The sequence below is a fragment of the Tangfeifania sp. genome, from assembly GCF_055108615.1.
In genome coordinates this window covers 13,418-28,871 of sequence record NZ_JBSQIC010000043.1, presented here as the reverse complement: position 1 = coordinate 28,871, position 15,454 = coordinate 13,418, and the positions used below count along the sequence as shown (strand labels likewise).

The 15,454-nt window shown below is 34.5% G+C and carries 12 protein-coding genes; 11 read left to right on the top strand and 1 reads right to left on the bottom strand.

Annotation, left to right across the window (positions count from 1 at the left end; all coding sequences use genetic code 11):
* A partial coding sequence (locus ACTCNA_RS10680) for a bifunctional alpha,alpha-trehalose-phosphate synthase (UDP-forming)/trehalose-phosphatase (RefSeq protein WP_462947904.1) occupies window positions 1-1,947 on the bottom strand: 1,947 nt, incomplete at its 3' end.
* A 79-nt stretch (window positions 1,948-2,026) separates the two neighbouring features.
* Here ACTCNA_RS10680 and ACTCNA_RS10675 point away from each other — a divergent pair.
* From ACTCNA_RS10675 to ACTCNA_RS10625, 11 genes are all read left to right on the top strand, one after another.
* Entirely contained in the window at window positions 2,027-3,820 is a 1,794-nt protein-coding gene (locus ACTCNA_RS10675) for a glycoside hydrolase family 15 protein (RefSeq protein WP_462947903.1), read from the top strand.
* A gap of 15 nt (window positions 3,821-3,835) precedes the next feature.
* Entirely contained in the window at window positions 3,836-4,081 is a 246-nt protein-coding gene (locus ACTCNA_RS10670) for an SRPBCC family protein (protein ID WP_462947902.1), read from the top strand.
* Between the two features lie 3 nt (window positions 4,082-4,084).
* Complete coding sequence (locus ACTCNA_RS10665; RefSeq protein WP_462947901.1) at window positions 4,085-4,300, top strand: SRPBCC family protein; 216 nt, start codon at window positions 4,085-4,087, stop codon at window positions 4,298-4,300.
* 406 nt (window positions 4,301-4,706) lie between these two features.
* Window positions 4,707-5,984, top strand: a complete 1,278-nt coding sequence (locus ACTCNA_RS10660; protein ID WP_462947900.1) for a hypothetical protein — start codon at window positions 4,707-4,709, stop codon at window positions 5,982-5,984.
* Window positions 5,985-5,989: 5 nt separating this feature from the next.
* Window positions 5,990-6,421: a hypothetical protein gene (locus ACTCNA_RS10655; protein WP_462947899.1), complete on the top strand. Its 432-nt coding sequence runs from the start codon at window positions 5,990-5,992 to the stop codon at window positions 6,419-6,421.
* Between the two features lie 10 nt (window positions 6,422-6,431).
* Complete coding sequence (locus tag ACTCNA_RS10650) at window positions 6,432-7,907, top strand: hypothetical protein (protein WP_462947898.1); 1,476 nt, start codon at window positions 6,432-6,434, stop codon at window positions 7,905-7,907.
* A 2-nt stretch (window positions 7,908-7,909) separates the two neighbouring features.
* Window positions 7,910-11,167, top strand: coding sequence for a hypothetical protein (locus ACTCNA_RS10645; RefSeq protein WP_462947897.1), 3,258 nt, complete (start codon window positions 7,910-7,912; stop codon window positions 11,165-11,167).
* Window positions 11,168-11,177: 10 nt separating this feature from the next.
* On the top strand, window positions 11,178-11,852 hold the full coding sequence (locus ACTCNA_RS10640) for a hypothetical protein (RefSeq protein ID WP_462947896.1): 675 nt from the start codon (window positions 11,178-11,180) through the stop codon (window positions 11,850-11,852).
* Between the two features lie 8 nt (window positions 11,853-11,860).
* A complete protein-coding gene (locus ACTCNA_RS10635) occupies window positions 11,861-13,567 on the top strand; it encodes a hypothetical protein (protein ID WP_462947895.1) in 1,707 nt (568 codons plus the stop codon).
* Entirely contained in the window at window positions 13,564-14,214 is a 651-nt protein-coding gene (locus ACTCNA_RS10630; RefSeq protein ID WP_462947894.1) for an OmpA family protein, read from the top strand. Before ACTCNA_RS10635 ends, ACTCNA_RS10630 begins: the two co-directional genes overlap by 4 nt.
* Before the next feature lie 6 nt (window positions 14,215-14,220).
* A complete protein-coding gene (locus ACTCNA_RS10625) occupies window positions 14,221-15,420 on the top strand; it encodes a trypsin-like peptidase domain-containing protein (RefSeq protein WP_462947893.1) in 1,200 nt (399 codons plus the stop codon).
* Window positions 15,421-15,454: the final 34 nt, after the last annotated feature.

Sequence of the window (15,454 nt, the reverse complement as noted above, 5' to 3'; positions counted from 1 at the left end):
ATTTAGGTTCGAAACCAGGCTTGTCAGTTCGTCTTTTAGCTCAATGGCCCTGTTTAATCCCAATTCGGGGTCAGATTTCCGGTAATGCCAAACCAGGCTGTAATTTTTCTCTTCGATAAACGACCCCGGCGTACGGTCAACATAAAACTCGAGCGCTGAGTAGATGCTTTCTTTCCAGCTGTCGTCCAGTGGTTCAATCATCTGCCACTTTTCGCCGGCAGGCCTGAACCACACGCCGTGTTCAACAATCAGGGTATATGGCTTGTCGCCAAACCACTCATCGAATGTGTTTTTGTCGCGCCCACTGATGAGTACCACCCTGTTTTTAGGATTTTGGGCCAGTTCATCGAGGAGCTCGTATAAATCCTTGTCGGGTCTGGCATGTTTCGGGTTGTCTTCAAAACCGGTGAGCGTTCCGTCGTAATCGAGGAAGAAAATTCGGTTGTCCGAATTGCAAACATTCTTGATAATCCTGTTTTTATTGGAGCTGGTAAGCCTTTTCCCTTTGTAATTTTGTTCGTTTTGGCGAACTTCTTCCATGCCATTCAGAAAGTCGGTAGCCCATTTTTCAACATTGTACCGTTTCAGTCTTTTCTGGAGAATGGTGTTCCGTTCAATCTGTTCTTCCAGCGGCATTTCAATTGCTCTTTTAATATTGGCTGCAATCTGCGCTTTGTCGTTCGGATTGATAATCAGTGCCTCGCTCATCTCTTTTGAAGCACCGGCCATTTCGCTGAGAATTAATACCCCCCGGCCATCGGTTTTGGATGCAATAAATTCTTTGGCAACCAGGTTCATGCCGTCGCGAATTGGTGTAATCAGGGCAATCTCGCAGTAGTTATATAAATCAACCAGGTTTTCGAAAGGCATCGACCGGTAGAAATACCAGATGGGGGTCCGGTTAATCGAAGAGAATTTTCCGTTTATCCGGCCCACAATTTCATCGAGTTCGCTTTTCATTTGCTGGTATTGTTCCACACCAATTCTCGAGGGAACAGCCAGCATTACAAGCGTGACTTTATCGCGGTATTCAGGATATTCCTGAAGGAAATATTCAAATGCCTCCAACCGGTTTATTAACCCTTTGGTATAATCGAGCCGGTCGATTGAGAGTATAAACTTGGTTTCGGGATATAACAGGTAGTAACGTTCCAGTTCTTTTCTGACTTCCGATTTGTCGCGTACCGAGCGCTTTTGCGATTCCAGTGCCGACTCGTGGAACTTATCATAATCGATGCCCATTGGGAAATTGTCCACTTTTATAATTCGTGTGGGCAAATTAATTTCGTTGATGTTGATATCGTAGCCCAGCAACCGGCGAACCGAACTCATAAAGTGCCTTTCGTAATCAAAAGTGTGGAACCCGAGTAAATCGGCCCCCAACATCCCTTTAATGATTTCCATTCTCCACGGCAGTATTCTGAAAAGTTCGTAGGAAGGGAAAGGAATGTGCAGGAAAAAGCCGATTGTTACATCGGGGAAACGTTCCTTAATCATTTGTGGCAGCAGGAGAAGGTGGTAATCGTGAATCCAGATTTTATCCACATCCTTCATGTTTTCAGCAATAACATCAGCAAATTTCTGGTTCACTTTTTTGTAAGCCTGCCATTGTTCCTCTTCGTACTCAACAAACTGGTTGAAATAGTGAAATAATGGCCAGATGGTTTTGTTGCTGAAGCCTTCGTAGTAAAGTTCAACATCTTCTTCTGTTAAATTTACATCAACACAATTTTCCTTTTTAAGTAACTGGTTTACCTTTTTGCCTTGCTTTTCGTTAAGTTGATCACGGTCAACTCCCGACCAGCCAATCCACAGATTGTTAAACGATTGGCTAACCGACATCATTCCGGTTGCAAGTCCTCCAACACTTTGTGTTAACTTAATTTCTTCATCCGAAATCTTAATTTGTACGGGTAATCGGTTTGAAATTATTAGAAATCGATTCATAGTTTTTCTATTTTTGTTTGCACATTATTATACGGAAAATAAACCAAATTGCAAAACAGAAATTGCAAAACATTTTAAAATGGACAATTTGAATTACGGTATTGTTGGTAATTGCAGAAGTGCCGCCCTTATTTCGGAAACCGGTGCGCTGGAGTGGTTGTGCCTGCCGGTGTTCGATTCGGCATCGGTATTTGCCAAACTGCTTGACAAAGAGATTGGTGGAAGCTTTGAAATTATCACAGACGACAGCTATAGGATTTCTCAAAAATACTTAGATAAAACAAATATTCTGATTACCAGCTTTTCGAACGGGGCCGACAGCTTTGAACTGCTGGATTTTATGCCCCGCTATCATTATCACAACGGGCGGCAACAGGTTTATTCTCCGCCTGATGTTATCAGGTACATTAAAGTGAAATCAGGAAAACCGCGTTTCAGGGTTAACTATAACCCGAAACTGGAATACGCCGAACGGAAAACCATTACCGAGGTGCGTAAAAAATATATTAAAAGTTTTACCAAAAGCGGCGCATACGACTCGTTATACCTTTATACCAGCCTGGATAAAGAAAAAGTGGTTAATGGCGATGAAATTGAAATTGAAAATGATGTTTATTTCCTGATTAGTTACAATCAAAAGTTGCTGAAACAATCGGTTGAACGCGCTTACCTTAAACTGCAGCGCACCAAAGTTTACTGGTTAAACTGGTCGGAAGACACGCACAGGTTTAGTAGCTATAACAAGGAAATTTTACGAAGCGCATTAATTTTAAAGCTGTTAAGTTATGATAAAACAGGTGCAGTACTCGCGGCTGCCACAACTTCGCTGCCCGAAACCATTGGGGAGATCAGGAACTGGGATTACCGTTTTTGCTGGTTGCGCGATGCCTCGATGGTGATTAAGATAATGACCAAAATTGGCCACTGGAAAAGCGCCGAACGCTTTCTGAATTTTATTATAGATGTGGTATCGGATAAAGACGAAAAAATTCAGATCATGTACGGAATTAACAGGGAAAAAAACCTGCGCGAACGTATTCTCAGCCATCTTTCAGGGTATGAAAACAGTGCGCCTGTGCGTGTTGGGAATGCTGCCTATAAACAAAAGCAGCATGATATTTATGGCATTTTAATGGATGTTATTTACCAGCAGTTCAGTTTGTTTGAGGTTTCGTTGCAAAACAGCGAAGAACTCTGGACTATTACGCGCAGCATTGTGCGTATAGTTCGCAAAAACTGGCGCAAGCCCGATCGCGGAATCTGGGAAATCAGGCACGATCACCGTCATTTTATTTTTTCAAAACTCCTGTGTTGGGTAGCTGTTGACAGGGCAGTTAAAGTAGCTGAACTCATTAAAGACCAGCACTATGTTGAAAAATGGTCGGGGCTGCGGGAAACCATTAAAGAGGATATCTTAAAAAAAGGCTGGAATGAAGAGCTGCAATCGTTTACCCAGGCTTACGGTTCAAATGATTTCGATGCTTCCACACTGCTGATGGAAGCTTATGGTTTTATCGATGCCAGCGATCCCAGATACATTAGTACCGTAAAAGCAACGCAACGGGAACTTAGCCGGAACGGATTGATGTACAGGTATAAAAACCGCGACGATTTTGGGTTGCCGTCCTCTTCTTTTACAATTTGCACCTTTTGGCTGATTCAGGCGCTACATAGAATCGGCGAAAAAACCGAGGCCCGAAAACTGTTTGACGAACTGCTTTCGTACTGCAATCATTTGGGAATTTTTAGCGAAGACATTGATTTTGACTCCAAACGGTTACTTGGCAATTTCCCGCAGGCCTATTCGCATTTAGCGTTAATTGAAACCGCAATGCTTTTTTCGGAAGATGTGGAATTGAAAACGAAGTTCTGAATTAAAATTTTAATCATGGGATTCTATCAATTGCATAAAACGCAAAAAGTTCAGGCAACCATCGACGAGGTTTGGGATTTTATTTCAGCGCCTGCCAACCTGAAAAAAATAACGCCGGAGTACATGGGGTTTGATATCACTTCTGAAATGCTTTCAGAAAAAATGTATCCGGGCGTGATTATTACCTACAAAGTGAGCCCGGTTTTGGGCATTAAAATGAATTGGGTAACTGAAATAACGCATGTAAAAGAGAAAGAATAGTTTGTGGATGAACAGCGCAGCGGATCCTATTCAATCTGGCACCACGAGCATAAGTTGGAACCCGTTGAAGGTGGCGTGCTGATGTCCGACATTGTTTCGTACAAACCGCCGTTCGGATTTTTTGGCTCCATTGCCAATGCAGTTTTCATAAAAAAACAGTTGAAAGAGATTTTTGATTACCGTGAAAAAGTGCTCATCGAAATTTTTGGAATTTATTAATTTCAATTTTGATGTTATTTTTTATGAGTATGAAACACAGGTGACGCTTGAACTTGATGTGAATTAACGATGGAGAATGACTACTAATTCAGGTTTATTTGGTATTACGTAGGACATGCATGCAAAGAAAGAACCCTATTTTGACATTTGTAAAAGACGAACTTTAAATAAAAATTGTAGATAATCATTGAATTATTAGTGATAAATTTTTACTTTTAAATCGTTAAAATAAATCTGCCATTAAAACTAAATCAAATGCAACAAAATCATTTTAAGCACATAATTAAATTTTTTCCGGTTACATTTTCACATTTTTACCTAAGGTCAGGTTCGAATGAATATTTTGAATTAATCCAACTTAATCAAATAATTCCTCTTTTTTTAGCAATCAATCGATTTAATAACCATGAATAAAAAACTATACCTATTAATTTTAGTAGTAATTACTTTTTTAACACTCCCGTGCGGTTGTAATAGCAGGGAACGAAACGATAATGAAAATAATCAGGAAAAATCTGTTGAAGCACCAGTCCCTGAGAAAGTTAGAAAAGCCACATTTTTTATTGAAAACTCAGAAAGCATGTTCGGATTTGTTAGCTCAAATACTGAATATGTGAATGTGCTTACTGAGCTTGCTCAAAAAACCGATTTAATTAGGGGCAATACTGAATTCGATTTCAATTTCATAAATGGCAGACATTTGCATATTACTCCCATCGGGAAAAGTGCCGATGATTTAACAAGTAGATTAAATAAAAATGGTTTTCGTTGTGGAAACATTAAACATAGCAATCTAAATGCTATGTTTGTGGAGGCCTTGACAAATGCCGGGCATGATAGTATATCAATTTTGATTTCTGATGGGATTTATGATGTTGGAAATCATGATGATCCACTTAATGCATTAATTAATGAGGGGAAAACCTTAAGGACTAAATTTATTCAGCGACTTATGAATGAAAACTTGCAAACTTTATTTGTACAATTTTCATCAAATTTTGAAGGTGATTATTTTCCCGGAATAGGAGGAAAAATACCTGAATTAAATCAACAACGACCTTATTATATCTGGATTTTTGGCAACTCAGAATTGCTCACAGAATACTTTTCAGAGGAGTACCTCCATGGACTTGATGGATATAGAAATATGGCACGCTTCTTCATTGCGAGTGATTTTGATGTACCTTACGAAGTAGTTGCCCATAATTCTTTAGGCCAATATATGCCAGATAAAAGAGAGAAACATACTATAAAAAATATCAGTTTGGATAACTATACTAATGAATTTCAGTTTTCAATTGCCGTTGATTTTGATAGTATCCCTTATACCGGATCCTATTTTTTAGACTCTACCAATTACAATAGCTCACCAAATTATGAAATTACTGAGTTGTCTCTTGGAACAGAACTTTCTCCTTTACTTTTCAAGGCTTTACCTTTTGAACCTTCACATTTAATCACTGTAAAAGCAAGTGGAAATCCGACCGGTGAATTGCAGGTGAACTTAAAATATGCTTTTCCTGACTGGATTGAAGAATCGACAACCGAGAATGACCTTAATGCTCCAGTTGACACAGCTACTACATTTGGACTTAAACATTTAACCCAGGCGATTAAAGAAGCTTACACAGATATTTCAGAAAAAGAATATACAGCCAGTTTTATTGTTTCCATAAAAAATTAACTAATATGAGCTTTTTAAGCTATGCCTTCGCTGCATTATACGAAAATGAAATTTTTGGGATTTTTTCTGCACAATATAAACCAATTTTTTCCAAATTGTTTAATGAAGGTGGCTATACCAATATGGGATTAATTTTCATATTGATTCCAATTGGATTAATGACACTTTTTTATTTTTTATGGAGATATCCATATGGAAAATATTGGCACTGGTTAATCTGGTTAGGTGTAAGTACGATTGTTGTAATAGCTTCAACAATTGGGTTTGCCAATAGCTTTTTGGCTGTTTATCTCACTGATCCCGCAACAGCAGATTTTACCTCTTCAATAATTACACGATATGCTATAATAAATGCAGTATTGGGTATAGTTGTGGCGTTCCTAATAAGTCTGTTTTTTAAGCGCATAAGTAAAATTCAAAGGCATTTACCTTTCTAAAATATTAATCATGGCAAAATTGTTTATTTTCGGGATCGGAGGAACAGGCTCAAGAGTACTTAAAGCACTTACATTATTGTTTGCTGCCGGTTGCAAATTGCCCAATGGTTTTGACACTGTTGTGCCAATTATCATTGATCCTGATATTGCCAATGGAGATTTAGATCGAACAAAAGATATTTTAAAATTGTATCAGGAAATCAGATATGAAATTCATCAGCCTGATGATTTTTTTGCACAAGAAGTTATATCACTTCCCAATATTGCAGGATCAAAAAAAATTGACCCAAGTTTTTTTCAGTTTCAATTAACAGGTACGGATCAAAGCAAATTTGAAGATTATTTGGACTTCAATAACCTTGACAGTGGAGATAAGTTATTTCTGAAATTGCTTTACTCAGAGAAGAATCTTCAAGATAACCTTGATGTCGGTTTTAAAGGGAACCCACACATGGGTTCAATCGTTTTAAATCAATTTACCTCATCAAAAGATTTTCAGGATTTTGGATCTGCATTTAATCCGGGAGATGCTGTTTTTATTATTAACTCAATATTTGGAGGGACAGGCGCAGCAGGATTTCCTTTACTATTAAAAAATTTAAGATCAATAAATACTGCAATTCCTGGCATTGCATCCATTGTAAAAAGTCCTATTGGAGGCATTACCTATCTTCCATATTTTAATGTAAACCACGATGAAGAAAGTGCAATTGATTCTGATACCTTCCTTGAAAAATCAAAAATTGCAATTGAATATTACAACCGCACTATTATTGAACAGACTAATACTGTAAATGCTCTTTATTTTCTTGGCAATCAAGATTCTGATTTTTATCCTAATAATGAAGGGAAAGGATTACAAAAGAATAAAGCTCATTTTCTTGAACTTGCAGGAGCTCTTAGTATTTTTGATTTTTGCGATAATATCAAAAATTATCAGGTTGATGAATCAAATAATTTTGCGCCTCCGGAGATTAAAGAATTTGGCATAGAAAACGAAACCAACACCATTAAAATTAGTGATTTAAATAGCAGCAACAAATCACTTATAAGAAAACCTTTGATCAAATATAAATTTTTTACAAATTATTTATCTCTCGGTTTAGATAAAGCCCTTGGAACATCAGCATGGACCCAGAAAAAGTCAAAAGTAAACAAAACCTTTTTCGGTAATGATTTCTATAATAAAGTAATTGTTCCTTTTAATCAGTACTTCGATCAATGGATAAATGAATTGGCATCGAATAAACCCGCATTTGCACCTTTTAGAAACATATCAAAAGATAATGCATTAGAATTTGTTGATGAGCAGCGGAAATTACCTAAAGGTTATTGGTATTTACTAAATGGTAAAAGTTTTAAGGCTTTGGATATTGAAAATTGCATTCAGATCAACAAAGTTGATTCTGAAAATGATGTGACACAATTCATAAAATTGTTTCAAAAATCAACTGAGAATATATTAGCTAACCAGAAACTCATATAAAAATGGAAAAAAAAGTATTTCGTTTACACGAAGGAAACAAAGATACCGGATGGTTTCGCTCCATTAAACCAGATTTTAGCAAAGTAAATACTGACGGAAAAAAAATAGCTACTTCTATTCCAAGTCCTTTTGCTCAAATTGATTTGGTTAAATCTGCTTTTAAATGGGTTGCTGATAACGGGATTGATGGGAAAACGGCTCAGCACAAACTTGTTTCTGATGCCTTGGATATTGGTCAGATTTTTTTTATTTCTAATCGTTTAAAAGACAAGATTGACATTATTTCCTGGGAACCTGAAATACGCCTAACCAATTTATTAAATTCCACTAATAAAAATCATACTGAACTGGCAAAAACGCTTTCAGTTTTTTGGGAACAAGATGGAGAAATATATAATTACGATAAAGTTAACAGACTTTATTTTATTCTAAACAAACAAGGCGAACTGTTAGGAGGAACTTCCCCGGCTACATTATTTTTTGCAGCACCAGATGCACAAAAATATTGTCCCGAAATTCATTGCGGTGCTGACGTAATGTTAGATTCAAATTATTATTCTTTAGCACAAAGAGAACCTTCTTTCATAGAATATATTTATTCGTTATCTGTTTATCCTGGATTTACAAAATATTTTAAAGAATTCTCAAGCTATTTAAATTCTGTCAGGAAAGAATTATCACCAGGGATGCAAAATAATATTCATAAACTTGCAGGAAATGCATATTCTCATTATAATCCATGTGCAGTTCAAAATAATCCTGGAGATACCTGTGAGGTGCTTAACATTCCTTTGGGGACTGAACCCGACATGAAGGATAAAATCAAGAATGAAAGCGATTTTTTAATTCAATCAACTTTGTATGAAAAAGAGTACCCCCCATTAGTTCTGCCAGATGAACGATTTAATAAAAACTATATTTATACATCATCGGGGGTGAAATGGGATGCTAATTCACCAAAATTGAAAGTCAATAATGAGGCATTAGATGATTCTGTTTTACCTTTTCAAGAGCATCGGTATCCTTGGTTAACAAAAGGTAATTTTTTACAAGATAAAATTGTGAAGCTGCCTTACCAAGTTGATTCAAATAAATTTGAATTAGCAGGGGCTAATAACTTTTTACTTCCATTGACTTCAACTTTTTTTCAATATTTTGAAGTACAGCAAATACCAGAACTTTTAACCATTCATGAACAAAGCACCGGCGGTGTTGAAGTCAGCTTAAAAATACCTGTGACCGGAGGTGATGTAACTTTCAAAAAGATTTATCATGAAAGTGATCAGGTAAATATTGAGCTACACTTAGCAATTCTACCTTTCGTGAGAGTTGAAAGCTTTCCTTTAAAATATACTGTTGGATTACTACATTCTGAATCTCAAGAATTTAATAGTGGTGATTTGACAATCTCATTTTTTGAAAAAGGAGTAACTTATACATCTTCAGATTCAGTGGTGCGTAGTCCGGGTGACGGTACCTTAAAAAGCATTTATCAAAGCATTGAAGGAAAGTTTGATTCAATAAAAGTATTGCACAAATCATTTGGTGAAGCATTTATAATTCCAAAACTTCAGAAATATCATCAGGGGGGTGATTCCTTTAAATTTGCAATAGATTTTGGTACAACCAACACACATATTGAATACAAAAAATCCGGATTAAAAGAAAATGTATTAACTAATTCTCCACCATCAACATATTGGGCATCACTTCTTGATCTCCATTCAAATCCGGATCAACTTTATATAATTAATGAAAAAACATTTGAGCAGGAATTAATGCCACTATCATTTGGTCAAAATGATGACGGATTTCCTTTAAGAACAGCGCTAGTAGAGAATTTTAATATAGACTTTACTAAACCGGTAGAAGTCTTTAAGCATATAAATAATTTTTTATTATACGACCGGCAATTAAAACAAAGACATCTCAATCTTCATACAAAATTGAAATGGAGCGATTATCACGACCCCTTAGAACAAAAAAGGGTAGAAGCGTATATTGAATATTTACTTTGGCTAATATTTTTTAAAGTATTACTTGAGAATGGAGATTTAAGCCGAACTGAAATAACCTGGTTTCATCCGGTTAGTATGACAACCTATAAGCAAAATGTTTTAGAGGAGAAATGGAAACAACTTTACCAAAAAGTATTTGGGAAATTTGCTAATGAAAAACAAATCAAAAAAGTAGCAGAAAGCATTGCTCCATTTTATTATTATCACAACAGGATGGGAGTTTTAGGTTTATCAGTATCAATTGATGTTGGAGGAGGAAGCTCTGATATAGCCATATTCGATCATGGTCAGGCAGAATTTATTTCTTCTTTCAGATATGCTGGTGATGCAATTTTTGGAGATGGGTATGGTGGAAGTCCTTCAAGGAATGGGTTCGTAAAGAAATTTTGTGAACAAGCAAAAATATTTCTGGAAAATAATGACAGCGATAAATTAAAAATTCTGGAACATATTATTGAAGCGCGTGGGGATTCAGCAGATTTCAGTAGTTTCCTTTTTTCTTTAAATGCTAAAGATCAATTATCATTTAATTACGAAGATTTAATTAAAAATGACCAGAGCTTAAAACTGAGTATTTTGTTATTTTATTCTTCTTTAGCTTTTTACGTTGCTCGTTTTATGAAGCTTGCAGATTATTCCACAACACCTAAGAATATTTTGTTTAGTGGAACGGGGTCTAAAACACTTTCATTGCTGGATTCTTCAAATTTTGAAAATGTTTCAAATTTATTTGAAAATATTTTTAACCATGTTTTTAATAAAACAGAATCCAATATTGAAATAATGCAGGCTCCTTTTCCCAAAGAAATTACTTGCAAAGGAGGATTACTTACAAACAATATATTGAATCAACCGCCTGTTAAATTCTGGATTGGTGGAGTTAATAATCCAACAGTTAGTAATGTAGTAGATTCAAAAAATCTTCAGGATGTTCCGAGATACAATCAAATTAATGATGGTGAAAAAGAATCATTTGTTAAATCAATAATTGAATTTTATGAATTACTTGATAATTATTTTGAAAACACAAGGATAGATAATGTTTTTGGTATCAAGAGAGAAGCTTACGAAATTTTTAGAGAAATGAGAGAGAATGAATTAATCCAGTTTTTTGAAAAAGGAGTTGAAGTAAAAACTAAAGAAGAAGAGAACGACGAGAATTTACCATTAGAAGAAACGTTATTTTTCTACCCTTTAGTCGGTGTTTTAAATAAGCTTACATACAAATTATCTGAATTATAAAAACTTTAAAATGAATTTTGGGAATGAATTTTGGGAATATTTGACTGTATTTCTGGCAGGAGTTTTTAGCTCGTCAGTTGGAATTTCTTATTTTTTTTATTTTTTCTTTATAAAGAAAAAATTTCGAGCCCACCATCGAACTGGATCTGAAATTTCCTATCCAGAAAGGGGAAAAATGAAAATGAATACTCAAAATAGCCAAGAAGATCTAAAAGAAGCAGAGAATCAAAAGATAATTTCAGAGATGAAAACTCAATTAAGGAAAAAAGATCAAGAACTAAAAAAATTGAATGATACTTTGCACTCTGTAAATAATAATAAAGGACGCACGATTGATTTTGAAGTTAATAATTCAAAAGAATCTACTACCAAAGCAGTCTTTTTTAGTGTCCCGACAGAACAAGGAACTTTTTCCAAAGAAAAGGGCTCGAAGAACAAAAATGAAACAACATGGTACAAAATTGAATATAAAGAAGATGAAACTACAGGTGATCTTTTTTACTTACCAGGCAATAGAGATAAAAGAGCTTTAAACCAAATGGACCTGTTTCTTAAACCAGTTTGTGAATTTGAAAACTCTAACATAAAAAATCCGCAAAATATCACATTGATAAAACCCGGCAAGGTAAAATTGGAGGAAGGAAAATGGATTGTAAAAGAAAAAGTTAGACTTAAATTAAGCTAATAATTATTATGTTTTTATTAAATGAAATTAATATAAACCTTGGCATATTCAAAATTACAAATGGATTTCAGCTAGCTGAAGTAATTTTATTGTTTTTTATAATAATTATTCAATTAATTATTACATTCCGGACTCTCAGAAAAATAAGTGTTTTTAAATCCATTTTTAATGATCGGCTAAATGTAAAAACAGGCTTTATTGAAAAAAGGGATTTAAAGAATAACAATCATTTAATTTCAAAAATCCATTTTAAAACAGAATATGATGATGATACATGGGAACAAAAATTTTCCAGTAGAAAGTTTAAAAAAATTGCAATTATTCAAGGTAGTGATCATAATAAGATTCTTTTAAAAATTAAAAATGCCCTAAATCAATATTTGATTCGAAATTATGCAGCAGTTGTCAATTTCAGCCTAATAAAAGATATTGTTGAAAGGGAAGTTGAAAATAAAGATGAAGAAATTTCTAATTCTTTACCAACTCCTCTCTATCTTGGGTTAGGAGCCACTATGGTGGGAATAATATTTGGCCTTTGGGCAATTCCACATATGCCAGAAACTATAAGTGGTGAAGAATCAAAATTGTTTTCCCAAATGATAAATCCATTGATTGACGGGGTGAAAATTGCAATGGTTGCCAGTATGCTGGGATTATTCTTTACTACAATTCTTTCATCCTTCAGTTATAAGCATGCCAAAGGACATATTTTAAATAAAAAGAATGAACAGTTAACACATTTGGAAGCTGAATTATTGCCCGAGCTTTATGAAGCTGAAGATTCCGGAGTTTCAGGATTAAAAACAAGTCTTAATGATTTTTCAAGAAAGGCAACTGAAATTGTTTCACAGGTGAATGTTGCAGTGAGACAATCTTCGGAAAACATAAAAGATCAACAAAATCTCATCAGAAGTGTGGATAGGTTGGATGTTGCAAAGTTATCTCGGTTTAATCTTGAGGTATTTGGTCAACTTGAACGAAATATGGAGGCATTTGCAAGTTTTACATCGTACTTGGAATCAATGGAAAAAATTGCGGAAAATTTGAAACATTTTGCTTCCCGTTCCAATAACGTTGATCAAATTGCTGATAAGATATATGAAACACTTACCGAATCTAATGAATTAACTAAATTTTTGACAAATCACTTTGAACAAATCGAGCGCCTTAGCACAAACGCTGTTAATGCCGTAAATGCAGCAAAACTAGAAACTGATAAAGTGGTAAATGAAGCAGAGTCACATTTTAAAGAAATTACATCTAAACTGGAAGAAGAGATTGATAATAGAATTCAACTTTTAAATATAAAAGCTAACAGGGATGAATCAAAACTGACAGAAATATACGAAAAAATTGGAGAAAAATTAAACAGAATTACGTCTGAGCATCTTGATGCATTTAGAAGTTCTTATAGTAATGCTGTACCCAAATTTGAACACTTAGATAATTTGCAAGAACTCCCACCAATTAAAGAAAATACTCATTTATTACAACAAGCAAGTTATGAAAACAGTAAAAGGCTTATCGAAAATTTGAACCAATTAAATAAAAATATTGAGCAATTAAATTCTTCAAAAGCCGATCAGCAGTTATTGCAAAAGTTAGTTGATATTGAAAAGAAATTGGGGAAAAATGGCAACAGAAAATCAGCAGGAAATCCAGAACGTTCTCCTAAGAAAAAAGGATTTTTGTCTCGTATAGGATTAAAGAAATGAAAAAGAAAAATTTTTTTTGGATTGGGTATTCTGACTTAATGACAAGTTTATTTTTTGTTATGCTTGTTTTGTTTGTTGTTACAGTTGGTTATTTACATTCTCAAAATGTTAAGATTGGAGACAAAATAACTGTTTTGGAAAAGGAAAAAAAGGAGATAGAGAATATACAAACAGCATTGGGAACATTAGATTCAACATATTTTTCGTTTGACCATGAAAATTTTCGGTATAAAATGTTAGTCGATTTGAATTTTGATTATAATGATGATAACATTTATAGCGATGCTATATCAGAGAATGAAAGAGAGCAAGTAAGAAAAGCGGGAAAATTACTTTATAACAGAATAGATTCATTAATTAAGAAAAATCCAGATGTTTTTTATTTTTTAATTATCGAAGGTAATACCCAAAGAACTAATAATAATTGGATAACTATCCCTGATGCTGGCTATCGACTAAGCTATAGAAGAGCATTAGCTCTTTTTAATTTTTGGAAGGATAAGGAAATTAACTTTAGAGAATTAGCTCCTAATTGTGAAATTATTCTAGCCGGGAGTGGTTATTTTGGTTTATCCAGAGAAGAAAATGAACAACTTAACAGACGTTTTACTATTCAAATAACTTCTAAATGGAAACTCGAAAAATAAATACTAATGAGAAGTAAATTCTCTCAAATATGGATTTTTTTTTTAGAACTGATTTTTCTTTTTATTTTTTTTAATTTATCCAGTTGTCGTGGCTGCTCTCAATCTGGTATTAGAAGTAGAGCAGAAAGCCAGTCTGAAAGAAGGAATACTACAGCTTATTCAAATAATGAGCCTGTAAACAGACAACCAAGAAAAAGTGAAACACAATCAACTGAATTACCGTTAAATCAACTATTCAAAAAATATCAGTCAGCAGTCTTCTTGGTTTTTACTTCAGATGGAGAACAAGGTTACCAGGGAACCGGATTTTTTGTATCTCGTGATGGTATTGCTGTTAGCAATTATCATGTTTTTGAAGGGACATCAAAGGGCTTGGAAATTATAAAAACAGCAAATGGTCAGGAATTAAAAGTTCAAAAGATGCTGGCACAAAATAGTGAGGAGGATTACATCATTTTCAAAGTTGAAACAAGTAATAAGATTAATTTCACTCCAATACCTATTGCTCGTTCAAATCCTGAAATAGGAGAAGATGTTTTTGCCATTGGAAATCCACGGGGTCTTGAACATACACTTTCAAAAGGAATAATTTCAGGTTACAGGGACAATAAGAATTTAATTCAAACAACGACTGAAATTACCCACGGAAGTAGTGGTGGGCCACTCTTGAACATGAGAGGAGAAGTTGTTGGAATTACAACAGCAGGTGTGGGAGAGGCAAATTTAAATTTTGCAGTTAATATTCAACTCCTCAAATTAAGTAGTTATTTATCTGAAAATACAACAATTGGTTTTCAACCCAATCAATCCTATCTTGTAAATGTAAAAAGAGTAATTGATGGCGATACTTTTGTTCTTGATACAGATGAAAGAGTTCGATTAATCGGGATTGATACCCCTGAGACTGTGCATCCGAGAAAAGAAGTTGAGCCTTTTGGACCTGAAGCAACAGTGTTTACAAAAAATGCAATCGAGGGTAAACAGGTAAAAATTGAATTCGATGTTCAATTATACGATATGTATCAACGCTTACTGGCTTATGTTTATGTTGATGATTTATTTTTAAACGAAGAACTGTTGTTAAATGGATTGGCACAAATTTCAACATATCCACCAAACGTTAAATTTACTGAACATTTTATTGAATGCCAGCATACAGCAAAAGCAAATAATGTTGGTGTTTGGAGTGATAAAATAATTCAGTAATTATTCCCAAAATTGACGAATATCCTCCTTTTAT

Excerpts from the sequence above, each read along its gene's own strand:
- ACTCNA_RS10675 (WP_462947903.1), top strand. The coding sequence starts at position 2,027 with ATGGACAATTTGAATTACGGTATTGTTGGTAATTGCAGAAGTGCCGCC.
- ACTCNA_RS10670 (WP_462947902.1), top strand. The coding sequence starts at position 3,836 with ATGGGATTCTATCAATTGCATAAAACGCAAAAAGTTCAGGCAACCATC.
- ACTCNA_RS10660 (WP_462947900.1), top strand. The coding sequence starts at position 4,707 with ATGAATAAAAAACTATACCTATTAATTTTAGTAGTAATTACTTTTTTA.
- ACTCNA_RS10655 (WP_462947899.1), top strand. The coding sequence starts at position 5,990 with ATGAGCTTTTTAAGCTATGCCTTCGCTGCATTATACGAAAATGAAATT.
- ACTCNA_RS10650 (WP_462947898.1), top strand. The coding sequence starts at position 6,432 with ATGGCAAAATTGTTTATTTTCGGGATCGGAGGAACAGGCTCAAGAGTA.
- ACTCNA_RS10645 (WP_462947897.1), top strand. The coding sequence starts at position 7,910 with ATGGAAAAAAAAGTATTTCGTTTACACGAAGGAAACAAAGATACCGGA.
- ACTCNA_RS10640 (WP_462947896.1), top strand. The coding sequence starts at position 11,178 with ATGAATTTTGGGAATGAATTTTGGGAATATTTGACTGTATTTCTGGCA.
- ACTCNA_RS10635 (WP_462947895.1), top strand. The coding sequence starts at position 11,861 with ATGTTTTTATTAAATGAAATTAATATAAACCTTGGCATATTCAAAATT.
- ACTCNA_RS10630 (WP_462947894.1), top strand. The coding sequence starts at position 13,564 with ATGAAAAAGAAAAATTTTTTTTGGATTGGGTATTCTGACTTAATGACA.
- ACTCNA_RS10625 (WP_462947893.1), top strand. The coding sequence starts at position 14,221 with ATGAGAAGTAAATTCTCTCAAATATGGATTTTTTTTTTAGAACTGATT.